Origin of the sequence: Sphingobium sp. R-21 (assembly GCF_049913335.1) — a bacterium.
Lineage (GTDB): Bacteria > Pseudomonadota > Alphaproteobacteria > Sphingomonadales > Sphingomonadaceae > Sphingobium.
Genome location: NZ_CP184374.1, coordinates 1,594,747 through 1,617,607, shown reverse-complemented (window position 1 = coordinate 1,617,607; position 22,861 = coordinate 1,594,747). Strand labels below are relative to the sequence as shown.

Genomic DNA, 22,861 nt, shown 5'->3' with positions numbered 1-22,861 from the left:
GACTGTGTCGGGGAAACCGCTATTGCGCTGCACAAAAATTATAAGGGAAGAAACGTTTCTGCTTCATTTCTGAAGGGAAGTGGCGGCAAACTTCCATGCTGCGGAGCGGAATGAAAGTTTGCCAAGGTGCGTGGGATCAGCCGCATTTTGCAGGAGGCGGGAGGCGCGGGCAGGGGAAGGAGCGTCCTGCGTCAGCTTGCCATGGCCGCGTCGATCAGCGCGCGCCCTTCCTTGCTGTTCCAATCCATGGCGCCAACGACACGCGCCATTTCCTTGCCCTGCGCGTCATAGATGACGGTGGTGGGCAGCATGCCGGTATTGTAATGAAAGCCGAACTGGTTTTCCGGGTCGATCCAGCCCTTCAGATGCGGCAGGGGATGTTTTTCGAAGAAGGGCTTGATCACCGTCTCTCCCTGGCTGTCCTGGGAGATGGTGAGGACGGCCAGCCCCTTTTTGCCATATTCCGCCGCGACCGCGTCCAAAGTCGGCATTTCCGCCACGCAGGGCGCGCACCATGTGGCCCACAGGTTGACCAGCATCGGCTTGCCCGCGAAATCCTTGAGCGCGGCGTCGCTGCCGTCCGGGTTCTGGAAGGTGAAATCGGGTGCGGGGGTTCCGGCCTTTGATCGGTCGATCGTATAGCTGAACGCGCCTCCCTTGCCCGGAGCGTCGCTTTGTCCCGGTCCCGTCGCCTCCTCGCTGGCGTTCGGGCCTTGCCCGGCGGGCGGCGATTGCTTATCGCACGCGCCAAGGCCAGCCAGCAGGAGCAGTGTCATTACGCAGCGCAAGGAAGATCGGAACGGGGAAGATCGCACGGGAAAAAGCTCCAACAGCATGTGGGGCGGACGCTTCGCGGCCGGTCCGGCTTCGGTCATGCGGGAGATAAATGCCTCGATCCCGTTCGACAAGCGCCTGTGGAAGCAGGACATCGCCGGATCGAAGGCGCATGTCGCGATGCTGGCCAAGCAGGGCATCGTCGATGGCGAGGATGCGCAGGCGATCACCGAGGGGCTGAACCGCATCGCCGCGGAATATGAAGCCGCCGGCGTGCCGGTCGACCTGGACCTGGAAGACATCCACATGGTGACGGAGTCGCGCCTTGCCGAACTGATCGGTCCGGCGGCGGGACGGCTGCACACGGCGCGCTCGCGCAACGACCAGGTGGCGACCGACTTCCGCCTCTGGGTGCGGGACGCCATCGATGAGGTCGAGATGGGGCTGCAGGGCCTGTCCGACATGCTGCTCGCCCGCGCGGAGGAGCATGCCGATGCGGTGATGCCCGGCTTCACTCACCTGCAATCCGCCCAGCCGGTGACGCTGGGTCATCACCTGATGGCCTATCATGAGATGGTTCGCCGCGACCGCAGCCGCTTCGCCGATGCGCGGGCGCGGCTCAACGAATGTCCGCTGGGCGCGGCGGCGCTGGCGGGAACGGGCTTTCCGATCGATCGCCACGCGACGGCGGCGGCGCTGGGTTTCGCCAAGCCGACCGACAACAGCCTCGACAGCGTGTCGGACCGGGACTTCGCGCTCGATTACCTGATGGCGGCGACGCAGTGCAGCCTGCACCTCTCCCGCCTGGCGGAGGAGTTCATCATCTGGGCGAGCCAGCCCTTCGGCTTCGTGAAACTGCCCGATGCCTATTCGACCGGCAGCTCGATCATGCCGCAGAAGCGCAATCCCGACGCCGCCGAGCTGGTGCGCGGCCATTCCGGGCGGATCATGGGCTGCATGAACGCGCTCTGCGTGACGATGAAGGGCCTGCCGCTCGCTTATTCGAAGGACATGCAGGACGACAAGCCGCCGGTGTTCGAGGCGCATGACCTGCTGGGCCTTTCGATCGCCGCGATGACCGGGATGATCGAGACGGTGACCTTCCGCACCGACCGGATGCGCGGACTGGCGGAGAGCGGCTTCGCCACGGCGACCGACCTTGCCGACTGGCTGGTGCGCGAAGGCGACATTCCCTTCCGCGAGGCGCATCATATCACCGGCCGCGCCGTCGCCGCGGCGGAAGCGGCGGGCGTGCAGCTTGCCGACCTGCCCATCGATACGCTCAAGGCCATTGATGCGCGCATCGATGAGCGTATCTATGCGGTGCTGACGGTCGATGCCTCGGTTGCCAGCCGCAGGAGCCATGGCGGCACCGCGCCCGACCAGGTGCGCGCGCGGATCGCGCAGGCCCGGCAGAACGCGAAAGGGCAGAAACAATGACAGTCGCACGAATTGCCGCGGGAATGGCCTTGGCCAGCGTGGCGCTGGTCCTGGCGTCCTGCGGCGGCCGCCAGCCGCTCAAGCCCATCCAGGGGCAGCGCCTGCCCGCCGTGCCGGTCGGCGCGGCGACGGCGCCCACGGCGGCGCAGCTTACCGCGCCCTCCATTCAGGCGCGGCCGGAACGCAACGTCGAACTGCTGACCCAGTCGAAGGAACGCGACGACGATAAATTCGACCTGCCGCCCGAAAGCGAACTGCAATAGCGTTTGGCGCTGGATCCCGGCGCCAGGATTTCACTAGGATAACAGCCTTGGACCATTTCAACTATGTCGACGGTGCCATGCAGGTGGAGCAGGTGTCGATGGCGGAGATCGCGGCGCAGGTCGGCACGCCCGTCTATATCTATTCCACAGCGACGCTGAGCCGCCATGTCGGCGTGTTCCGCGATGGACTGTCGCAGCTTGCCGATCCGTTGATCGCCTTTGCGGTGAAGGCCAATCCCAACGCCGCCGTGCTGGCGACGCTCGCGAAGCTGGGTCTGGGCGCGGACGTCGTGTCGGCGGGCGAATTGCTGCGCGCGCTGGCGGCCGGCATTCCGGCGAACCGCATCGTCTTTTCCGGCGTCGGCAAGACGGCGGACGAAATGCGCATCGCGCTGGAAAAGGGCATCTACCAGTTCAATCTGGAAAGCGAGCCCGAGGCGGAGATGCTGTCCCAGGTGGCGCTGTCCATGGGCTGGAAGGCGCCGGTCGCCTATCGCATCAACCCGGATGTCGACGCGGGAACCCATGCCAAGATTTCGACCGGCAAGTCGGAAAACAAGTTCGGTATCCCCTATGACCGCGCCCTTGCCAGCTATGCCGCCGCCCGCGACCTGCCGGGCCTGGATGTGCAGGGCGTGGCGGTGCACATCGGCAGCCAGTTGACCGATCTCAAGCCGCTGGAAGCCGCCTTCGTCAAGGTGGGCGCGCTGATCGCAAGCCTGCGTGAGGCAGGCCATGACATCCGCACCGCCGATCTGGGCGGTGGGCTGGGCGTGCCCTATGATCCCTCCCAGCCGCTGCCGCCGAGCCCCGCTGAATATGGCGCGATGGTGACGCGGGTGACGCAGGGCTGGGACGTCCGCCTGATGTTCGAGCCGGGCCGCCTGATCGTCGGCAATGCCGGCGTGCTGCTGTCGCAGGTGGTGCGCGTGAAGCAGGGCGCGCAGGCGCCCTTCGTGATCGTCGACGCGGCGATGAACGACCTGCTGCGGCCCAGCCTCTACGATGCCTGGCACGACATTCGCGCCGTCCATCCGAAGGGCGATCGCGCCGCCGCCAATGTCGTGGGCCCGGTGTGCGAGACGGGCGACACCTTCGCCATGCATCGCGACATGGACGTGGTGGCGGCGGGCGACCTGGTCGCGTTCATGACCGCGGGCGCCTATGGCGCGACCATGGCCAGCACCTATAATAGCCGCGCGCTGACCCCCGAAGTGCTGGTGTCGGGGGACCGATGGGCCGTGGTCCGCGCCCGCCCGCCCATAGAGGCGCTGATCGAAGGCGACAGCATTCCGGCCTGGGTCGCGGAAGGCGCGACGGAATAATGCACAGCCTGCCCGTCTTCCTGCGGTTGCAAGGGCGGGCCGTCATCCTGACAGGCGTGGGCGAGGCGGCGGACGCCAAGCGACGCCTGCTGGAACGGGCGGGCGCCCGCGTCGTGGACGAGGGCGAGCATGCCGCGCTGGCGATCGTCGCGGACGGCGATGAGGCGACGGTGCAGCGGCTGCGCGCGCGGGGCATATTGGTGAACGCCACCGACAGGTCGGAGCTTTGCGACTTCACCCTTCCCGCCATAGTCGACCGCGAGCCGGTTCTGGTCGCCATTGGGACCGGGGGCGCATCGGCCGGCCTGGCCAAGGCGTTGCGCCAGCGGATCGAAGCCATGCTGCCGGCCCGATTGGGGCTGCTGGCGACGGCACTTCACGATGCGCGCACCGCTATCCGCCGCCGTTGGCCCGACGCAGCGGCGCGGCGAAGGGCGATTGATGCGGGACTTGCCCAGGGCGGCCTTATCGATCCGCTTTCCGACGGGGCGGTGGATGCCCTGCCGGACTGGCTGGCCGATGCCGGGGATGCACGGGCCGATCGGCTGGAAACCGTCCGCCTGCTCTCGCGCGATCCCGATGACCTCACGCTGCGCGCCGCCCGCCTGCTGGGCGAGGCCGATCGGCTGTATCACGCGCCCGACGTGCCCGACGCGATCCTGGACCGGGCGCGGGCCGATGCGGTGCGGATCGCGGCCAGCGCCGCGCCCGAAAAGCCGGGGGCGGGGCTGTCGCTCTGGTTGGAGATGATGCCATAAGCCGGGTATTTCTTTTCGACGGCGCGCGGACGCAGGAAGTATCGCTCGACGATTTCTGCGCGCGGACGCAGGACGCGCCGTTCAGCTGGGTTCATGCCGATGGCTGGCAGGAGGATGCCCGGCTGGTCGCGTCCCGTTGCGACCATATGCCCGAAGCGGCTCTGTCCGCCCTGCTGGCGCAGGAGACGCGGCCGCGCTGCACGCTGATGGCCCATGGCGCGCTGGTGAACCTGCGCGGGCTTGGAACCAGAGAGGATGATATCGGCGATCCGCTGGTGTCGATCCGCCTCTGGGCGGAAGAGGCGCGGGTCATTTCCGTCAGCTATCGTCCGCTCGCGGCGATCGAGCCGGTCCGGCAGCAGATGCTGCGCGGCCTCATTCGCGACCCCGGCGACCTGATCGCCGCCCTGGCGCAGCAGATCACCGAAGCGCTCGACCCGGAAGTCGCCGAACTGGGCGACGGCCTGGACGACATTGAAAGCGCATTGACCGAATATGGACCGGCCGAGGCGCGGCGGCGGGTATCGGAAATCCGCGCGACGGCGATCGGCTACCGCCGCTTCATCGCCCCGCAGCGGCAGGCGCTGGAAAGATTGTCGACCGCCGATGCGCCATGGCTGGAGCCTGACGACCGGCTGCATCTTCAGGAAGCGGCGGATCGTTGCGCCCGCATGGCGGAGGAACTGGAGGCGGTGCGTGAGCGGTCGGCTCTTGCCCATGAAGAATTGACCGACCTGCGCGCAGAACAGATGAACCGGCAGGCGCTGCTCATCTCCGTCGTCGCGCTGGTGTTCCTGCCGCTGACCTTCCTGACCGGGCTGCTCGGCATGAATGTCGACGGGATCCCCTTTGCCCATGAATCCTGGGCCTTTTGGGGGGTGGTGGGGGTGTGCGTCGTCATGGCGGCCGGGATCGGCGGATGGTTCGCCGCGACCCAGTGGCTGAAATGAGATGCAAGCGCCCTTGCCCGGTCCTCCAAGGGACGATGGGGAGGATTAGTCCTTAATTTCGCACCGCGTTCAGGCGCGCGATTTCGTCATGCAGTGCCTGGATGGAGGACACCAGCCGCGCACGATCCGCCTGCATCTCCGCCAGCGCATCGCGCGTTTCCCCCAGTTCCAGTGCGCGGCGGGCGATCCGGGCGTCCAGCTCCGCATTGTGCCGGGTCAGGGTGCCGATCTCTTCGGCCCGCGCCCAGAGATGGCGCAGCCGGGCGTCGAGCAGGTCGAAATCAAAGGGCTTCACCACATGATCGTCGGCACCTGCATCCAGCGCCTCGACAGCGGAGATCGCGTCCTGCGCTCCGCCGATCATCACGAAACAGGCATTGCCGGCAAGCCCCGCCGCGCGGATCTTCCGCATCGTCGTCAGGCTGGGCAACAGGGTCAGCCCCATGTCGATCAGGATGATGTCGACCGGGCGCGTGACCAGCATCGTCAATGCAGCAAAGCCGTCTTCCGCCAGCCCGACATCATAGCCAAGGTGCGACAGCCGGCGCGCGACGACGGCGCGGGAGGTGGCGTCTTCATCCACCATCAGCAGCCGCAGGCGCCGGGGCGTTCGGCCTTGTTCCACAGCCTGTGCCCGTTGCGGCCTGCTGATGCTGTCGCGTTTCCAGAATTGCATGACGTCCCACCTCTTGCCACCGCGCAGCATAGGATCGGCGCGCAAAGAAATGGTTAACGCATGTCCGGCGCATAGGCGCGCAGGAAACAGTCCAGCCCATGTTCGACATCGGCCTTGATCTGGTCAGCGCCTGCCTGTTCGATCTGTCCCCAGACCAGCGATTGATGACAGCCCGAAAGCATCAGCATGGTGAAGGTGCGCGCCGCCTGGTCGGGGTCGGCCCGGCGCAGCAGGCCGCGATCCATCGCCCTTTCCAGAAATGCGGATACCAGCCGCCGCGCACCGCCCGGTGCATGTTCGTAGAAGATCCTTCCCATTTCGGGAAAGCGCCCCGATTCGGACGCCACCAGCCGGTAGAGCGCGATGCTTTCCGGCGCGGTGATCTTCGTCAGCATGCCCAGCCCCAGCGTCCGCAATGTTTCCGTCAGGTCGCCATCGGGATCGAGTATTTCCGCGAGGCGCGCCTTATAGGCGGTGGTGGCTTCGTCCAGGACGGCGGCGAACAATGCTTCCTTGGACGGAAAATAGCTCCAGAGCGTACCCTTTGAACCGCCAAGCGTCGCGGCGATCCCCGACATGGTGGTCGCCGCATAGCCGTCCTCCAGGAATGAACGCGACGCCACCGCCAATATGGCCTTCCGCCGGTCCAGGCGGCGGGCTTCCCTGCGGCTGAACGGGGGGTCGGGCCGGGGATTCGGCAGGGGATCAGGCACTGTCATGATATCGTACCATATAGTACGATAATTTGGTTGACAAGGATTTGCAACCGGCGCAAAGGCCGATTTCATACTAAGTGGTACGATTTTATGCCCATGAGTCGTCATCCCGATTTCCTGTCTTCTTCCGCCCGCGCCCTGCTTCTTGCTGGCGCGGTTCTGCTGTCGGGCTGCGCTGCGGTGCCAAAGCTTGGTCCGCAGCCGGTTGTGCGGGCGCCCGACAGTATCGCGGCGGAGCGCAGCCTTCAGGCCGACAATGCCGTGCAATGGCCCTCCGACGGCTGGTGGAAGGCCTATGGCGATCCGCAACTGGATGCGCTGGTGGAGGAAGGGTTGAAGGGGTCGCCGGACGTCAGCGCCGCCGCCGCCCGATTCGCCCAGGCCAATGCCGCCGCGCAGCAGGCGGGCGCGCCATTGCTGCCCTCGATCGACCTCGACGCCAGCGGCGGCGCGACCAAGTCCAGCTATAATATGGGCATGCCGAAGGAATTCGTGCCCAAGGGTTGGCTGGGCACGGGCCGCGTGGCGCTGAATTTCGGTTTCGACCTCGACCTCTGGGGCAGGAATCGGGCGGCGCTGGCTGCGGCAACGTCCCAGGCGCGCGCGGCGGAGATCGACGCGCGGCAGGCGCGGCTGGCGCTGGCGACCGGCGTGGCCGACGCCTATGCGGACCTGGCCCGATTATATGATGAGCGCGATATTCAGGCTCGGGCGCTGGAAATCCGGACCGCCAGCCAGAAGCTGGTGGCGGATCGCCGCGCCAACGGGCTGGAAACGCGCGGCAGCGAACGGCAGGCCGACGCGACCGTCTCGTCCGCCAAGGCGCAGCTTGCCGCCGCGGACCAGGCGATTGCGGTGCGCCAGCATCAGATTGCCGCCCTGATCGGCGCCGGGCCGGACCGGGGCCTTGCCATTGCCCGGCCGCAGCTCGGCAAGCCGGGCCCGCTCGGCCTGCCTGCGGACGTCACCACCAATCTGGTGGCGCGCCGGCCCGATGTCGCCGCGGCGCTGGCCCGGACCGAAGCGGCGGCGAAGCGGGTCAAGGTGGCGCGGGCCGACTTCTTCCCGGCCATTCGCCTGAGCGCGCTGATCGGCGTGCAATCGCTCGGCTATCAGACGGTGCTCCAGAATGGCGCTTTCGCGGGCGGGCCAAGCTCCTTCGCGGACACGCTGTTCAAGAAGGATTCGCTGTTCGGCAATGCCGGTCCCGCGATCAGCCTGCCGATCTTTCACGGCGGTGCGCTGAGCGGCCAGTATCGCGGCGCGCGCGCCGTCTATGACGAGGCGGTGGCCAGCTATGACCGGACCGTGCTTGGCGCTTATCAGCAGGTGGCCGATGCGGTGACCGGACGGCGGGCGCTGGACCAGCGGCTGATCGATGCGCGCGCGGCGCTGGCGGCTTCGGAGGAAGCCTATGGCATTGTCCGCCAGCGCTATGAAGGCGGTCTCAACACCTATCTTGACGTGCTGAACGTGGAGGACCAGCTTCTGGCCGCCCGTCAGGCCGTCGCGGAGCTGGAGGCGAGCGCCTTCACGCTCGACATCGCCCTTATTCGCGCGTTGGGCGGCGGCTTTGCCGCGGACGGCGCGCAGACACAGCTCCAGTTGTCCAAGGATACGCCCCATGGCTGACGCCAAGCCCGAATTCACGTCCGATGCGAGCAAGGCCGACGATGCGGCCGAAGCCGCCGCCCAGCGCAAGGCAATCCGCAAGAAATGGCTGGTGCGGCTGGCGCTGGCCGTACTGATCCTCGGCGCGGCCTATGCTCTTTGGTACCTGCTGATCGGGCGCAACCATGTCAGCACCGACAATGCCTATGTGAATGCGGACGTGGCGCAGGTGACGCCGCTCATCTCCGCCCAGGCGACCGAGGTGCTGGTGACGGATACGCAGGCCGTCCGGCGCGGCGACATATTGGTGAAGCTCGACCCCACCAACGCCCGCATCGCCATCGCCCAGGCGGAAGCCGACCTGGCCGAGGCCCGTCGCCGGTTCCGCCAGGCCGTCGCGACCAGCGGTTCGCTGGCCGCGCAGGTGGAGGCGCGCGGCGCCGACATCAACCAGGCGCGGGCACAGCTCGCAAGTGCGCAGGCCGATTTCGACAAGGCGCGCATCGATCTTCGCCGGCGCGAGGCGCTGGCCCCCAATGGCGCTGTTTCCGGTGAGGAACTGACCAGCGCGCGCAAGGGCTATGCCGCGGCGCAGGCGGCGCTCGATCTGGCGAAGGCCGGGGTGGCGACGGCCGAAGCGACGCGCGGCGCCGCCAGTGGGCAGCTTGCCGCCAATGACGCGCTGGTGCGCGGATCGACCATCGACACCGATCCCGCCGTGCTCGCCGCCAAGGCGAAGCTGGACAGTGCAAGGCTCGATCTGGACCGCACCGTCATCCGCGCGCCGATCGACGGCGTCGTGACCCGGCGGTCGGTGCAGATCGGCCAGCGCGTGGCGCAGGGCAGCCCGATCATGAGCATCGTCCCGCTCGCCCAGGTCTATGTCGACGCCAATTTCAAGGAGCGCCAGCTTGGCCGGGTGAAGGTCGGCATGCCGGCGACCGTCACGTCGGACCTTTATGGCGGCGATGTCGTCTATCATGGCAAGGTCGTTGGCTTCTCCGGCGGCACCGGCGCGTCGATGGCGCTGATCCCGGCGCAGAACGCCACCGGCAACTGGATCAAGGTCGTGCAGCGCGTGCCCGTGCGCATTGCGCTCGATCCGAAGGAACTGGCTGAGCATCCGCTGCGCGTCGGGCTTTCCATGGAAGCCGAAATCGACCTTTCGGGCCGGTAAGGAGGCCTGTGGTGAGCCGCCCGGCCGAAACATTGACGCTGCTGTCGCCCCGTCATCGCCTGCTGGCGGGACTGGTCCTGGCTCTCAGCAATTTCATGGTCGTGCTCGACCTTACCATCGCCAATGTCTCGGTGCCGCATATCGCCGGGAATCTGGGCATTTCCGCTGATCAGGGGACGTGGATCATCACCAGCTATGCGGTGGCGGAAGCGATCTGCGTGCCGCTGACCGGATGGCTTGCGCAGCGTTTCGGCGCGGTGCGGCTGTTCACCTTCGGCATGCTCGGCTTCGGCCTGTTCTCGCTGCTGTGCGGCCTGTCCATGACGCTGGGCATGATCGTGGCATGCCGTATCGGCCAGGGCCTGTGCGGCGGGCCGTTGATGCCGATGTCGCAGACGCTGCTGATGCGCGTCTTCCCGCCCGATCAGCGCGCCCGCGTGATGGGACTGTGGGCGATGACGACGCTGCTCGGCCCGGCCCTGGGTCCGATCTTCGGCGGCTATATCAGCGACAATTGGAGCTGGCACTGGATCTTCTTCATCAACGTGCCGATCGCGGTCGTGTGCGTGCTTGCCACCATGGCGCTGCTGCGCCCGGTGGAAACGCCGCGGGTGAAGCTGCCGATCGACTATATGGGCCTGGGCCTGCTGATCTTCTGGATTGGCTGCCTTCAGATCATGCTGGATATCGGTCGCGACCGTGACTGGTTCGGCGATCCGCTGATCGTGATCCTGGCGGTGTTCGCGGCGATCGGCTTTTGCGTGTTCATCATATGGGAACTGACGGAGGAGCATCCGATCGTCGATCTGCGCGTGTTCCGCCATGTCGGCTTCACGTCCGGGGTGTTCACGCTGGCGCTGTGTTTCGGCGCCTATTTCGCGGGCATCGTCGTCATCCCGCAATGGTTGCAGATTTCGATGGGCTATACCGCCGCCTGGGCGGGCTATGCGACCGCCTTCACGGCGATGACCGCCATTCTGGTCGCGCCCATTGCCGGCCGGCTGGTCAACAAGGTTGACGTTCGCATCATGATTTCCGGCTCGGTCGCCTGGATCGGCATCATGACATTGTGGCGGGCGCACTGGACGACCGATGCCGATTTCTGGACGATTGCCCTGCCGCAACTGGTTCAGGGGTTCGGCATGCCCCTGTTCATGATCCCGCTGACCACGCTGACGCTGGGGTCGGTCCGGCCGGAGGAGACCGCCTCGGCTGCGGGAATGCAGAATTTCCTGCGCACCCTCGCCATCGCCATTTCGACCTCCATCGTGCTGACCGGCTGGGGCAATGGGCAGCGCGTTTCGCGCAACGAGATGGTCGGCACGCTGCATCCGGACGCAACCCTGGCCGACCTGACGAGTCGCGGCTTCACGCAGGATCAGGCCCGGCAGATGATCGCCAACATGGTCGATGCGCAATCCATGGTGGTGTCGATGGACCATGTCTTCTTCATCGCCTCGCTGGTTCTCTTTCTGGCCGCCGCCGTGGTGTGGCTGGCGCCGCGCCCCACCGCGAAGGTGGACTTGTCGGCGGCGCATTGAGGAAGCATCCGGTTGCGTCGGACGCTCGGCATTTCAACCTTGCGATCAAGGACTTGCCGATCGCGGCATTCATCCCTGAAGCCAGCGTCGCGAAGGCGGCGGCGGCCCCTTGAGTACGGGCATCGTTTCGCCCATGATTGACGCGGCGCAACATCCCGGCCACTGAGTGGCAAAAAAAGGCTTGGGGTCTCATGCGAATCGTCATCATCGACGACAGCGGCCTGCGCGCGACCGTTCTGGAGGAAGGGCTGCGAGAGGCGGGCTATGACGATATTCACATCGTCCCCCCGCGCGGCGGCTTCGTCGCGCGGCTGGAGCGCATGGCCCCGGATGTCGTGCTGATGGACCTGGGCAGCCCCAGCCGCGACACGCTGGAGGAGATGCTGACCGTCAGCAGGGCGCTCGCCCGCCCCATCGCCATGTTCGTCGACCAGTCCGACGAGACGATGATCGGCGCGGCCATCGACGCGGGGGTATCCGCCTATGTCGTCGACGGGCTGCGCAAGGAGAGGGTGAAGCCGGTGCTGGAACTGGCGGTGCGCCGTTTCAACGCCTTTGCCAAGCTGCAGTCCGAACTGGACGAGGCGCGCACCGCGCTTTCCGACCGCAAGATCATCGACCGGGCCAAATCGATCCTGATGAGCCAGCGTGGCCTTTCGGAACCGGATGCCTATGCACTGCTGCGGTCGAGCGCGATGAATCAGGGGAAGAAGATCGTGGACGTCGCCCAGGCCCTCATCACGGCCAGCGATTTGTTGGGAGGGATGTGATGACGACCGACCTGCGCATCGCCTTCCTGCCGCTGACCGACGCCGCCGTATTGGCGGTGGCGCGGGAAAAGGGCTTTGCTGAGGAGGAGGGGCTGCACCTCGACCTTGTCCGCACCACGAGCTGGGCGACTTTGCGCGACCGGCTGGTGTTCGGGCAGGTGCAGGCCGCGCACATGCTGGCGCCGCTCGCCGTCGCCGTGACCTTGGGCCTCAGCCAGCAGGCTGCGCCGCTTGCCGCCCCCTATAAGCTCAACGTCAACGGCAACATGCTGGTGATGGCAAGCGCGTTCGCGCAGGCGCTGGACCCCGACATAGCGGCGCGGCTGGATGATCCGCTGGGCACCGCGCATGATTTCGCGGCCGCCATCGGCCTATGGAAGCGCAAGCCGGTGATCGGCGTCGTCCATCGCTTTTCCAGCCATTCGGTGATGCTGCGCTATTGGCTGGCGAGCGCGGGGGTCGACCCGGATCGCGACGTCATCCTGCGCGTGCTCCCGCCCTCGCTGACGGTGGAGGCGATCGGGGCCGGGGAGATAGACGGCTTCATCGCGGGCGAACCCTGGGGCAGCGCGGCCGTGGATGCCGGACTGGCCGAGGCGGTGGCGATCGGCGAACGCATCTGGCGGCGCGGGGTGGAGAAGATTCTGGCTTTCCGCACGCCCTGGCTGGAGGAGAACCCCGACAGCGTCGACCGGCTGCTGCGGGCGCTGGTGCGGGCGGCCGCCTGGTGCGACGATCCGCAGCATCATGAGGCGCTGGCGCATCTTCTCTCGCGCCCCCAATATGTGGACCAGCCCGCCGAGGTGATCCTGCGCGCGCTGTCGGGCGGCATCGTGCCGCGCGTCGACATGGCGCCCCTCTCCATGCCTGATTTCATGCTCTTCTCGCGGGAGGCGACGCCCTTTCCCTGGCGCAGCCAGGCGCTCTGGATCTATTCGCAGCTTGTCCGCTGGAAAATGGTGGAACATAGCGCGGACAATGCGGCCAAGGCCGCCTCGGTGTTCCGGCCGGACATATTTCGCCGGGCACTGGCGGACAGTGATGTGGCGATGCCGGGCGCCAGCATGAAGGTGGAAGGGGCTGTGGCCTCCCCGCTGGCCGTGGGATCGAAGCGGGGCGAGCTGACGCTGGGCCCGGACCGCTTTTTCGATGGCCGGGTGTTCGATCCGGAACGGATCGAGGACTTCCTGGCCAGCTTTTGAAGGCGATCCCGCACCCGCAAATTTTGTGCCTTGCAACATAGGTCGAATCGCGAGATAAGATGAGAGTCGCGCGACGAGGCGCGTTTTCGGGATGAGCCCTTCCCAAGGTCGGGATCGCGTTCTCCCTCCGATTTTACAGCAAAGCCGCTGGCCGGATTTCGCAGGATGCGAGGTCGGGGCGCGGCTTTTTTCGTGTCCATTTCACAAGATTCGAGGGACGTCATCATGGCAACTGCGTATTGGGAGCGCCCGGAAGGACAGGCTCCGGGGGTTGAAGGGGAGGCCGGCCAGACCAGTTTCTGGAAGGCAGGGCACACGCCTACGCTTATCGCTGCTTTCCTCTATTTCGACCTCGCCTTCATGGTGTGGGTGCTGCTGGGACCGCTGGCGCCGTCCATTTCGAAGACGCTGGGGCTGACGCCGGCTGAAAAGGGCCTGATGGTCGCCGTCCCGACCTTGGCGGGTGCGGTGCTGCGGGTCGTCAACGGCCTGCTGGTTGATCGGATCGGCTGCAAGCAGGCGGGGGCGATCAGCCAGGTGATCGTGATCCTCGGCCTCGCGACCGCATGGTTCATGGGCGTCGACAGCTTCGGCGGTACGCTGGCGCTGGGCGTGATCCTGGGTTTTGCCGGGGCGAGCTTTGCGATCGCGCTGCCGCTCGCCAGCCGCTGGTATCCCGCCGAACATCAGGGCAAGGCCATGGGCCTCGCCGGCATGGGCAATTCGGGTACGGTGCTGGCCTCCCTGTTCGCGCCTATACTGGCCAAGCTGTTCGGCTGGAACGCGGTGCTGGGCCTTGCCTGCATTCCGCTCACCATCGTCTTCATCATCTACATGATCATGGCCAGGAACGCGCCCAATGCACCCGCGCCCAAGAAGCTGGTCGATTATTTCCACCCGCTGAAGAGCGCCGACGCCTGGTGGCTGATGGGCTTTTACTCGGTGACCTTCGGCGGTTTCGTGGGACTGGCCGCCTCGCTGCCGATCTATTTCACCGATCAATTCGGCCTGACCCCGGTGGTTGCGGGCTATTGCACGGCTGGCTGCGTCTTCGCCGGATCGCTGGTCCGGCCGATGGGCGGCGCGCTGGCGGATCGGATCGGCGGCGTCAAGGCGCTGATGATGGTCTATGTCGCGGCGGCGCTCGCTCTGGCCGGCGTCGCCTATGCGCCCACGCTGTTCTCCGCCCTTGGCTTCTTCATCGTCGCGATGCTGGCGCTGGGCGTTGGCAATGGTTCGGTCTTCCAGCTCGTGCCGCAGCGTTTCGCGCAGGAAATCGGCGTCATGACCGGGCTGGTCGGCATGGCGGGCGGTATTGGCGGCTTCTATCTCGCCTCGTCGCTGGGCATCGCCAAGCAGTTCACCGGCAGCTTCGCGCCCGGCTTCCTGATCTTCGCGGGTCTTGCCCTGGTCGCGTTCCTCGGCATTGCGCTGGTCCGTGCCCGCTGGCGCGCGACCTGGACCAGCGCCGCGCGCATCTGACCGGTTTACGTCCAGGAGAGGGAGGCGGCGGCCCACGACAGGCCGCCGCCCTTTTCGCGTCTGCGATATGTTCGCGCCCCGGCCGACCAAAAATACATCGTGCTACGAGGAATCGCTTGACCGCATATCGATTCGGCCTATGCTGCAATGCAAAGGACAGGGTTGTTCTTCTTCCATAGCCGCGATGGTCCAGGGACGGACGATCAAGGCGTTATGATGGCAAGGCCGCCATCCAGACCTTCGGTTTCAGAACCGGGGGTCCGGATGGCGGCCTTTTTTCTTTTCTGGAGTCGAGGGATGGATTTTCAGAACAACGCGGGACCGGAGACGGCCAATGAAGAGGATCTCTTCATGCCTTCTGACGATGTTCGCGAGCATCTGGTGGTGGTGGGCAACGGCATGGCCGGTTGCCGCGCGGTGGAGGAATTGCTGGCGCGGGACAAGGACCGTTATCGCGTCACCATCTTCGGCGCAGAGCCCTATGTGAATTACAACCGCATCATGCTCTCTCCGGTCCTGGCCGGGGAAAAGAGCTTCGACGACATCATCATCAACAGCCGCGATTGGTATTCGGAAAATAATATCGAACTGATCGCCGGTGATCCGGTGACGGCCATAGACCGCGCCGGAAAGACCGTCACGAGCCAATCGGGTCGCACCATGGGCTATGACAAGCTGCTGATCGCCACCGGCTCGGACCCCTTCATCATCCCGGTTCCGGGGAAGGATCTGCCCGGCGTCATCAGCTTCCGCGACATGAAGGATGTCGACACCATGCTGGCCGCCGCGGACGCAGGCGCCAAAAATGGTGAACAGGGACGGGCAGTGGTGATCGGTGGCGGCCTGCTGGGCCTGGAAGCCGCGCATGGCCTCTCCCTGCGCGGCATGAAGGTGACCGTCATCCACCTCATGGACACGCTGATGGAGCGGCAGCTCGACGAGGCGGCGGGCTGGCTGCTGAAGTCGGCGCTGGAGGCGCGGGGCCAGACCATCCTGACCGGCGCCAACACGGACAGCATCTATGGCGACGGCAAGGTCGAGGGTGTCCGCCTGAAGGATGGCCGCGAAATCCCGGCCAGCCTGGTCGTCATGGCGGTCGGCATCCGCCCCTCCACCGCGCTGGCCCGCGAAGCCGGGCTGGAGGTCAATCGCGGCATCAAGGTCGACGACCATATGGTCACCAGCGATCCCGATGTGCTGGCGGTCGGCGAGTGTGTCGAACATGACGGCAATGTCTACGGCCTCGTCGCGCCGCTCTGGGACATGTGCCGCAGCCTGGCCGACGGCCTGACCGACCAGCACACGGGCTACAGGGGTTCGGTCACCTCGACCAAGCTCAAGGTCGCCGGGCTCGACGTCTTCTCGGCCGGTGATTTCTCGGGCGGCGAGGGCTGCGAGGACATCGTCCTGCGCGACGCCTCGCGCGGGGTGTACAAGCGTGTCGTCGTCAAGGATGACAGGATCATCGGCGCCGTCCTCTATGGCGACACGGCGGATGGCGGCTGGTATTTCGACCTGTTGAAGCGCGAAGAGGATGTCGCGGAAATTCGCGACCTGCTGATCTTCGGCCAGGCCTTCGCCTCGGGAGGGGGCGCGCTGGACCCTAAGGCGGCCGTTGCGGCGCTCTCGGACGATGCCGAGATCTGCGGCTGCAACGGCGTCAGCAAGGGCCAGGTCGTCGCCTGCATCGAAAAGGGCGCGTGCAGCCTGGATGCCGTCCGCGCCACCTGCAAGGCGTCGGCAAGCTGCGGCAGCTGCACCGGCCTGGTCGAAAATCTGCTGGCCGTGGTGCTGGGCGACGACGTCCAGTCCGGACCGAAGACCATGTGCAAATGCACCAGCTTCGGCCATGACGATGTCCGCCGCGAGATCGTCGCGCAGAACATGCGCTCGATCCCGGAGGTGATGCAGAAGCTGCACTGGTCCACCCCGGACGGCTGCTCCTCCTGCCGCCCCGCGCTCAACTATTATCTGCTCTGCGCGCTGCCGGGCGAATATCAGGACGACCAGCAGAGCCGCTTCGTCAATGAGCGCATGCACGCCAACATTCAGAAGGACGGCACCTATTCGGTCGTGCCCCGCATGTGGGGCGGCCTCACCAACCCGCGTGAGCTGCGCGCCATCGCCGACGTGGTCGAGAAATATGATGCGCCCATGGTGAAGGTCACCGGCGGCCAGCGCCTCGACATCTTCGGCATCAAGAAGGAAGACCTGCCCGCCGTCTGGGCCGACCTCAATGCCGCGGGCATGGTGTCGGGCCACGCCTATGGCAAGTCGCTGCGCACGGTGAAGACCTGCGTGGGCTCCGAATGGTGCCGCTTCGGCACGCAGGATTCGACCGGCCTTGGCGTCAAGATCGAGCGGATGACCTGGGGATCGTGGATGCCCCACAAGTTCAAGATCGCGGCCTCCGGCTGCCCCCGCAACTGCGCGGAGGCGACGATCAAGGACTTCGGCGTGGTCTGCGTGGACTCGGGCTATGAACTGCATGTCGGCGGCAATGGCGGCATCCATGTCCGCGCCACCGACCTGCTGTGCAAGGTTTCGACCGAGCAGGAGGCGCTCGATCACTGCGCCGCCTTCATCCAGCTCTATCGCGAGGAAGCGCGCTATCTGGAACGCACCGCGCCCTGGATCGAGCGCGTCGGGGTTGAATATGTCAAGCAGCGGATCGTCGAGGACGAGGCCGGCCGTGAGGCGCTTCGTGCCCGCTTCCTCTATTCGCAGAGCTTCAGCCAGGACGACCCCTGGGCCGAGCGCGCAGCGGGCCAACATGCCGAACTGCACCAGCCCCTGGCCCCCATCGCCATCGCTGCGGAGTAACACCCATGACCGACTGGATCGACATCGGAACGCTGGCCGACATTCCCCAGCGCGGCGCTCGCACGGTGCAGATTGCCGGCGAAGAGGAAATCGCCGTCTTCCGCACCGGCGACGACCATGTCTTCGCGCTGGTCAACCAATGCCCGCACAAGAAGGGGCCGCTGAGCCAGGGCATCGTCCATGGCCACAGCGTCGCCTGTCCTCTGCACAACTGGAACATCGCGCTGAAGACGGGCGAGGCGCAGGGCTCGGATGAGGGTTGCACGCCGACCGTCCAGGTCAGGCAGGAGGGCGGCCGCATCCTGATCGCCCGTCCGACAGGCCTGAAGGCGGCGGCCTGATGGCGGATGCGGTCCGCACGACCTGCGCCTATTGCGGTGTTGGCTGCGGTATCGTGGCCACGCCCGGCGGGGCACGTTCCGCGACCATCGCGGGCGACGCGGCGCATCCGGCCAATCGCGGGCGGCTCTGTTCGAAGGGCACGCATCTGGGCGAGACGGTGGGCCTGACGGGTCGCCTGCTGCACCCGATGATCGGCAACAGGCAGGCGAACTGGGACAAGGCGCTTGACCTCGTCGCGAAGAAATTCCGCGAAACCATTGATCGTTACGGCCCGGACAGCGTGGCCTTCTACGTCTCCGGCCAGCTCATGACCGAGGATTATTATGTCGCCAACAAGCTGATGAAGGGCTTTATCGGCTCGGCGAACATCGACACCAACAGCCGCCTCTGCATGTCGAGCGCAGTCGCCGGGCACAATCGCGCATTTGGCGAGGATGTGGTGCCCGCCAGCTATGACGATCTGGATCAGGCCGACCTGATCGTGCTGGTCGGCTCCAACACGGCCTGGTGCCATCCGATCGTCTATCAGCGGATCCAGGCGGCCCGCGCCGCGCGCGGCACGAAGCTGGTCGTCATCGACCCGCGCCGCACCGAAACCTGCGAGGGCGCCGACCTGCACCTGCCCGTGAAGCCGGGCACGGACGTCGCGCTGATGAACGGGCTGCTGGCATGGTGCGACGCCGAGGGCATCACCGATCCGGCTTTCGTCGCCGATCATGTCAGCGCACCCGAAGGTTTCTGGGACCATATCCGCACCGGCCACGATCTCTGGACGACCGCCAGGACCTGCGACATCGCGCCCGCTTTGCTGGAGCAATTCTACGCGCTGTTCGCCGCCACGCCGCGCACGGTCACGATGTTCAGCCAGGGCATCAACCAGTCGATCCGCGGCACCGATCAGGTCAACGCGATCATCAACGTCCACCTCGCGACGGGCCGCATCGGCAAGCCGGGCGCGGCGCCCTTCTCGATCACCGGCCAGCCCAACGCCATGGGCGGGCGCGAAGTCGGCGGGCTTGCCTCGACCCTCGCCGCCCATATGGACTTCGCCCCGGACAATGTGGAGCGCGTCGGCCGCTTCTGGGCCGCGCCGAAGATGGCGACGAAGCCCGGCCTGAAAGCCGTCGACCTGTTCCGCGCCATCAACGAAGGCCGGATCAAGGCGCTCTGGGTGATGGCGACCAATCCCGCCGTCTCGTTGCCCGATGCGGGCCGCGTGCGCGAAGCGCTGGAAGCCGTCCCGTTCCTTGTCGTCTCGGACATCATGGCCGACACCGACAGCAGCACCCATGCCCATGTCCGCCTGCCCGCCGCCGGCTGGGGGGAAAAGGACGGCACCGTCACCAATTCGGACCGAACGATCAGCCGCCAGCGCCCCTTCCTGCCGCTGCCCGGAGAGGCCAGGCCGGACTGGTGGATCGTCAAGGAAGTCGCGCGCCGCATGGGTTGGCGCAACGCCTTCGCCTATGACCGGCCCGCCGACATCTGGCGCGAACATGCGCGCCTTACCGCCTATGGAAATGATGGGCAGCGGATGCTGAACCTGCGCGCCTGGGCGACGATCGGCAATGATGCCTATGACGCCATGGAGCCGTTCCGCTGGGGCGGCACAGCCTTCGCCGACGGCCGCTTCCCCACGCCGGACGGCAGGGCGCGGCTGGTGCTGACGAAGCAGATGGAGGTTCAGGAGCCGCTGGGGCAATGGCCGATGACGCTCAACACCGGGCGCTATCGCGACCAGTGGCATACGATGAGCCGAACCGGCCTGTCCCCGAAACTCGCCCGCCATCGCGAGGAGCCGCTGGTGGAAATCCATCCCCGCGATGCCGGGGCGCTCGGGATCGTCGACGGCGACCTGGCCCGCGTCGCGACAGCGCAGGGCAACAGCATCTTTCGCGTCAGCCTGAGCGAGGGCCAGCGGCCCGGCGACATCTTCACCCCGATCCACTGGACGGACCAGATGTCGAGCGGGGGCCGCACCGGCCTGCTGCCCCGTCCGCTGGTCGATCCCCATTCGGGCCAGCCGGGCTTCAAATCGACCCCGGCCAGCGTCGAGAAGGTGGCCGCCGAATGGAAGGGCTTTCTCATCCTGCGCGATCAGGCTGCGACCGGGCAGCCCGTGAAGCTGCCCTGTCTCTGGTCGACCAGGATCGCCGTGCCGGGCGGCGCGCTCTATGAAATTGCCGGCAATGGCGATCCTGCCCGGCTCGACGCCTTTCTTCCAAAGGGCGACCGGGTGGAGGCGATGGACGCCTCACGCGGAACGCGGCGCATCGCGACCATCGGCGAAGGCCGACTGAACGGGGTGCTGTTCGTGACGCGCACCGGCCTGCTGCCCTCGCGCGACTGGCTGATCGGCCAGTTGCTGGTCGAGGGGGTCGGCGGTTCCGTCCTTGCGGCGCGCGGACCTGGCAGCCAGCCGGACAAGGGGGCGACCATCTGCGTCTGCTTCGACATCGGCCTCAACCAGATCGTCGCCGCGATCCGCGAACAGCAACTGGTTGATGTGCCCGCCATCGGCAAGGCGCTGGGCGCGGGCACCAATTGCGGGTCATGCCGCCCCGCGCTCGCCAATATCCTTGCCCAAAGCATGCAGGAGACGCTTCATGCAGCCGAATGAACTGCCCCAGGACCTGATCGCGCCCGGACAGGTCTGGCTGGTCGGCGCGGGGCCGGGTGATCCGGACCTGCTCACGCGCAAGGCGGAAAGGCTGATCGCCGCGGCAGAGGTCGTCTTCTACGACGCGCTGGTCGGGCCGGGCGTGATCGACCTCATTCCCCCGGGGGTGGAGCGCGTCAGCGTCGGCAAGCGTTCGGGCCGCCATTCCAGGGCGCAGGACAGCATCAACGACCTGCTGCTCGCGGCCGCCAGGGCGGGCAGGCGCGTCGTGCGCCTGAAGGGCGGCGACCCCTCGGTCTTTGGCCGATCGGCGGAAGAGATGGCGCATCTGGCGGAGGCGGGCGTTTCCGTGCGCATCTGCCCCGGCATCACCACGGCCAGCGCTGCGGCGGCGAGCGGCCATGCCTCGCTCACCCTGCGCGGCGTGGCGCGGGGGCTGACGCTGGTCACAGCGCATCTGAAGGCGGGCGAACCGCTGAAGCTGGATTGGGAAGCGCTGGCCCGTCCGGGCGGCACGATCGGCATCTATATGGGCCGGGCCGCGGCGGGCGAGATCAGCCATTGCCTGATCGCCGCCGGGCGCGATCCCGAAACGCCGGTGATGGTGGCAGTCAATGTCTCCCTGCCGACGGAACGGCTGATCCGGGGCAAGCTGTCGGCTCTGGCCTTCCTGGTGCGGACGATCAGCGACGAAGACCCGACGCTTCTGCTGATCGGGGAGGCGGTGGCCGGGACGCATGCGCCGGTGGAGACCATGGCGGCTGTAGCCCTGACCAAATAACGACCCGCGAAGCGGGATTCCCGTTCAAAGCCGGAACGGGATGCTTTCGCGGCTTGCCTCGTTCAGGTGCCTTGGCGGAAGCACTCCATTCATCGACTGTCCTTTGCCAGAGCCTGCAGATCCTCCGGCCGGTTGATGTTGGGCAGCACGAATTCGGGCCGGTCGATGATCCGGGCGCCGACCCGCTCCAGCCAGCCCCGGATCGATCTGTTATTGTCCTCCGCCAGATGGGCATCCAGTTCGCCCGCCAGCGAAGCGGGCCAGAATCCGGCCAGTTGCTGCCCCTTGAGGATGGCGGGTTCAGGGCCGATCAGGGCCTGCGCCAGGCCGTCCGGATAGGCGGGCACGTCGCACCCGGTCGTCAGCACGGCGTCATAACCCTGCGCCAGGGCATGATGCAGCGCCGCGTTGAGGCCGCCCAACGGCCCCATGTCCGCGGCGGGCCGATCCGCCAGCCCGATCATGCCCTCCACCTGCCGGCCGCATACCACGACGGTTTCGACATGGCGGCCGAGAGCCTCGACCGCATGCTCCAGCAGGGTGCGCCCCTCCAGCATCGCCTGCGCCTTGTCGCTGCCGAACCGGCTGGACCGCCCGCCAGCCAGCACTGCCCCCATCAGCCGCATCATGCGCCGCCGCCTATGATCCGGGCATAGCTGTCGGGATCGACATTGCTGCCTGAAATCACCACGACGCCGGCCCCTTCGGCAGGCGGAGCAATTCCGGCCAGCATGGCCGCCAGCGATGCGGCTCCGCCCGGCTCGACCACCAGCTTGAGCACGGAAAAGGCAAAGCGCATCGCGTCGCGCACCTGATCGTCGCTCACCGCCAGGCCCCCGGACAACAGCGCCTGGTTGATGGGAAAGGTCAGCGCTCCCGGCGTCGGAGACAGCAGCGCGTCGCAGATCGACCGCGCATCGGGCGACACGCTTTCCCGCTTGCCGCTGGCCAGGGACCGCGCCGTATCGTCGAACGCTTCCGGTTCCACCGCATGGATGTTGACCTCGGGCATGCGCGCCTTCACCGCCGTCGCGATCCCCGACACCATGCCGCCGCCGCCGCAATTGACCAGGATCTGGCCGATCTTCGCGCCAGCTTCGGCGGCCTGCTCCATGATCTCCAGCCCGATCGTGCCCTGGCCCGCCATGATGAAGGGATCGTCGAAGGACGGCACCAGCACCGCGCCCCTCTCGGTCGCCAGCCGCGTGGCGATCTCCTCCCGGTTATCGGTGAAGCGGTCATAGGCAACGACTTCGGCGCCCAGTGCCCGCGTGTTCGCCGTCTTGATCGCGGGCGCGTCGGCCGGCATCACGATCGTCGCCGCGATCCCCAGCAAGCGCGCCGCAAAGGCGACGCCCTGGGCATGATTGCCCGATGACCAGGCGACGACGCCTGCCTTTCGCTCCCCGGCGTCCAGCCGGGCCAGCCGGTTGTAGGCACCGCGGAACTTGAACGATCCGCTGTGCTGCGCGCCCTCGAACTTCACCAGCACCCGCCGGCCGCAGCGGGCGTTGAGCGCCGCATTTTCCAGCAGGGGGGTGCGGATGGCGGCGGGGGCGATGACCCGCGCCGCATCCTCGACATCGGCGGCGTTGATGGCGAACGACATG

General features: G+C 66.7%; 20 protein-coding genes. 15 read left to right on the top strand and 5 right to left on the bottom strand.

Going from position 1 to position 22,861, the window contains the following annotated elements:
• Nucleotides 1-191 precede the first annotated feature (191 nt).
• Entirely contained in the window at nucleotides 192-776 is a 585-nt protein-coding gene (locus ACN9MX_RS07650; RefSeq protein ID WP_363832204.1) for a TlpA family protein disulfide reductase, read from the bottom strand.
• A 58-nt stretch (nucleotides 777-834) separates the two neighbouring features.
• On the opposite strand from ACN9MX_RS07650, the gene argH reads away from it, so the two are divergent.
• The 5 genes from argH to ACN9MX_RS07625 are packed head-to-tail and all read left to right on the top strand — an operon-like array spanning nucleotide 835 to nucleotide 5,510.
• Nucleotides 835-2,214, top strand: coding sequence for an argininosuccinate lyase (argH, locus tag ACN9MX_RS07645; RefSeq protein WP_426386569.1), 1,380 nt, complete (start codon nucleotides 835-837; stop codon nucleotides 2,212-2,214).
• Nucleotides 2,211-2,477, top strand: coding sequence for a hypothetical protein (locus ACN9MX_RS07640; protein ID WP_133653645.1), 267 nt, complete (start codon nucleotides 2,211-2,213; stop codon nucleotides 2,475-2,477). Before argH ends, ACN9MX_RS07640 begins: the two co-directional genes overlap by 4 nt.
• Nucleotides 2,478-2,524: 47 nt before the next feature.
• Nucleotides 2,525-3,802: a diaminopimelate decarboxylase gene (gene lysA, locus ACN9MX_RS07635; protein ID WP_426386568.1), complete on the top strand. Its 1,278-nt coding sequence runs from the start codon at nucleotides 2,525-2,527 to the stop codon at nucleotides 3,800-3,802.
• The gene (locus ACN9MX_RS07630; RefSeq protein ID WP_426386567.1) at nucleotides 3,802-4,560 is read left to right on the top strand and encodes a siroheme synthase; all 759 of its coding nucleotides are present in this window, start codon (nucleotides 3,802-3,804) and stop codon (nucleotides 4,558-4,560) included. Before lysA ends, ACN9MX_RS07630 begins: the two co-directional genes overlap by 1 nt.
• A complete protein-coding gene (locus tag ACN9MX_RS07625; protein WP_133653648.1) occupies nucleotides 4,557-5,510 on the top strand; it encodes a zinc transporter ZntB in 954 nt (317 codons plus the stop codon). The genes ACN9MX_RS07630 and ACN9MX_RS07625 overlap by 4 nt, the downstream gene beginning before the upstream one ends.
• Nucleotides 5,511-5,562: 52 nt before the next feature.
• On the opposite strand, the gene ACN9MX_RS07620 is transcribed toward ACN9MX_RS07625, so the two are convergent.
• Nucleotides 5,563-6,186 (bottom strand): response regulator transcription factor, encoded by a 624-nt coding sequence (locus tag ACN9MX_RS07620; RefSeq protein WP_363739102.1) that lies wholly within the window; start codon nucleotides 6,184-6,186, stop codon nucleotides 5,563-5,565.
• 53 nt (nucleotides 6,187-6,239) lie between these two features.
• A complete protein-coding gene (locus ACN9MX_RS07615) occupies nucleotides 6,240-6,905 on the bottom strand; it encodes a TetR/AcrR family transcriptional regulator (protein ID WP_363739104.1) in 666 nt (221 codons plus the stop codon).
• A gap of 87 nt (nucleotides 6,906-6,992) precedes the next feature.
• Here ACN9MX_RS07615 and ACN9MX_RS07610 point away from each other — a divergent pair, with 87 nt between their 5' ends.
• From ACN9MX_RS07610 to cobA, 10 genes are all read left to right on the top strand, one after another.
• Nucleotides 6,993-8,534 carry an efflux transporter outer membrane subunit gene (locus tag ACN9MX_RS07610; RefSeq protein ID WP_426386566.1) on the top strand — a complete coding sequence of 514 codons (1,542 nt, stop codon included), beginning with the start codon at nucleotides 6,993-6,995 and terminating at the stop codon, nucleotides 8,532-8,534.
• Complete coding sequence (locus ACN9MX_RS07605; protein ID WP_426386565.1) at nucleotides 8,527-9,690, top strand: EmrA/EmrK family multidrug efflux transporter periplasmic adaptor subunit; 1,164 nt, start codon at nucleotides 8,527-8,529, stop codon at nucleotides 9,688-9,690. The genes ACN9MX_RS07610 and ACN9MX_RS07605 overlap by 8 nt, the downstream gene beginning before the upstream one ends.
• Nucleotides 9,691-9,701: 11 nt before the next feature.
• On the top strand, nucleotides 9,702-11,231 hold the full coding sequence (locus tag ACN9MX_RS07600) for a DHA2 family efflux MFS transporter permease subunit (RefSeq protein ID WP_133653651.1): 1,530 nt from the start codon (nucleotides 9,702-9,704) through the stop codon (nucleotides 11,229-11,231).
• A 191-nt stretch (nucleotides 11,232-11,422) separates the two neighbouring features.
• Entirely contained in the window at nucleotides 11,423-12,001 is a 579-nt protein-coding gene (locus tag ACN9MX_RS07595; RefSeq protein ID WP_133653652.1) for an ANTAR domain-containing response regulator, read from the top strand.
• The gene (locus ACN9MX_RS07590; protein ID WP_426386564.1) at nucleotides 12,001-13,203 is read left to right on the top strand and encodes an ABC transporter substrate-binding protein; all 1,203 of its coding nucleotides are present in this window, start codon (nucleotides 12,001-12,003) and stop codon (nucleotides 13,201-13,203) included. Before ACN9MX_RS07595 ends, ACN9MX_RS07590 begins: the two co-directional genes overlap by 1 nt.
• Nucleotides 13,204-13,428: 225 nt before the next feature.
• Nucleotides 13,429-14,685, top strand: a complete 1,257-nt coding sequence (locus tag ACN9MX_RS07585) for a nitrate/nitrite transporter (protein ID WP_426386563.1) — start codon at nucleotides 13,429-13,431, stop codon at nucleotides 14,683-14,685.
• A gap of 297 nt (nucleotides 14,686-14,982) precedes the next feature.
• Entirely contained in the window at nucleotides 14,983-17,508 is a 2,526-nt protein-coding gene (nirB, locus tag ACN9MX_RS07580) for a nitrite reductase large subunit NirB (protein ID WP_133653655.1), read from the top strand.
• A gap of 5 nt (nucleotides 17,509-17,513) precedes the next feature.
• Entirely contained in the window at nucleotides 17,514-17,849 is a 336-nt protein-coding gene (gene nirD / locus ACN9MX_RS07575; protein WP_133653656.1) for a nitrite reductase small subunit NirD, read from the top strand.
• On the top strand, nucleotides 17,849-20,470 hold the full coding sequence (locus tag ACN9MX_RS07570; protein WP_426386562.1) for a molybdopterin-dependent oxidoreductase: 2,622 nt from the start codon (nucleotides 17,849-17,851) through the stop codon (nucleotides 20,468-20,470). Before nirD ends, ACN9MX_RS07570 begins: the two co-directional genes overlap by 1 nt.
• The gene (cobA, locus tag ACN9MX_RS07565) at nucleotides 20,457-21,251 is read left to right on the top strand and encodes a uroporphyrinogen-III C-methyltransferase (protein WP_363756623.1); all 795 of its coding nucleotides are present in this window, start codon (nucleotides 20,457-20,459) and stop codon (nucleotides 21,249-21,251) included. Before ACN9MX_RS07570 ends, cobA begins: the two co-directional genes overlap by 14 nt.
• 89 nt (nucleotides 21,252-21,340) lie before the next feature.
• On the opposite strand, the gene mobA is transcribed toward cobA, so the two are convergent.
• Entirely contained in the window at nucleotides 21,341-21,877 is a 537-nt protein-coding gene (gene mobA, locus ACN9MX_RS07560; RefSeq protein ID WP_426387493.1) for a molybdenum cofactor guanylyltransferase, read from the bottom strand.
• On the bottom strand, nucleotides 21,877-22,860 hold the full coding sequence (locus tag ACN9MX_RS07555; protein ID WP_363739119.1) for a threonine ammonia-lyase: 984 nt from the start codon (nucleotides 22,858-22,860) through the stop codon (nucleotides 21,877-21,879). Before ACN9MX_RS07555 ends, mobA begins: the two co-directional genes overlap by 1 nt.
• Nucleotide 22,861 lies beyond the last annotated feature (1 nt).

Coding starts and splice junctions, on each gene's coding strand:
- ACN9MX_RS07605 (WP_426386565.1), top strand. CDS start 8,527: ATGGCTGACGCCAAGCCCGAATTCACGTCCGATGCGAGCAAGGCCGAC.
- ACN9MX_RS07650 (WP_363832204.1), bottom strand. CDS start 776: ATGACACTGCTCCTGCTGGCTGGCCTTGGCGCGTGCGATAAGCAATCG.
- ACN9MX_RS07620 (WP_363739102.1), bottom strand. CDS start 6,186: ATGCAATTCTGGAAACGCGACAGCATCAGCAGGCCGCAACGGGCACAG.
- cobA (WP_363756623.1), top strand. CDS start 20,457: ATGCAGCCGAATGAACTGCCCCAGGACCTGATCGCGCCCGGACAGGTC.
- nirB (WP_133653655.1), top strand. CDS start 14,983: ATGGATTTTCAGAACAACGCGGGACCGGAGACGGCCAATGAAGAGGAT.
- ACN9MX_RS07595 (WP_133653652.1), top strand. CDS start 11,423: ATGCGAATCGTCATCATCGACGACAGCGGCCTGCGCGCGACCGTTCTG.
- ACN9MX_RS07585 (WP_426386563.1), top strand. CDS start 13,429: ATGGCAACTGCGTATTGGGAGCGCCCGGAAGGACAGGCTCCGGGGGTT.
- mobA (WP_426387493.1), bottom strand. CDS start 21,877: ATGCGGCTGATGGGGGCAGTGCTGGCTGGCGGGCGGTCCAGCCGGTTC.
- ACN9MX_RS07610 (WP_426386566.1), top strand. CDS start 6,993: ATGCCCATGAGTCGTCATCCCGATTTCCTGTCTTCTTCCGCCCGCGCC.
- ACN9MX_RS07555 (WP_363739119.1), bottom strand. CDS start 22,860: ATGTCGTTCGCCATCAACGCCGCCGATGTCGAGGATGCGGCGCGGGTC.
- ACN9MX_RS07590 (WP_426386564.1), top strand. CDS start 12,001: ATGACGACCGACCTGCGCATCGCCTTCCTGCCGCTGACCGACGCCGCC.
- ACN9MX_RS07630 (WP_426386567.1), top strand. CDS start 3,802: ATGCACAGCCTGCCCGTCTTCCTGCGGTTGCAAGGGCGGGCCGTCATC.
- ACN9MX_RS07640 (WP_133653645.1), top strand. CDS start 2,211: ATGACAGTCGCACGAATTGCCGCGGGAATGGCCTTGGCCAGCGTGGCG.
- argH (WP_426386569.1), top strand. CDS start 835: ATGTGGGGCGGACGCTTCGCGGCCGGTCCGGCTTCGGTCATGCGGGAG.
- ACN9MX_RS07615 (WP_363739104.1), bottom strand. CDS start 6,905: ATGACAGTGCCTGATCCCCTGCCGAATCCCCGGCCCGACCCCCCGTTC.
- nirD (WP_133653656.1), top strand. CDS start 17,514: ATGACCGACTGGATCGACATCGGAACGCTGGCCGACATTCCCCAGCGC.
- ACN9MX_RS07570 (WP_426386562.1), top strand. CDS start 17,849: ATGGCGGATGCGGTCCGCACGACCTGCGCCTATTGCGGTGTTGGCTGC.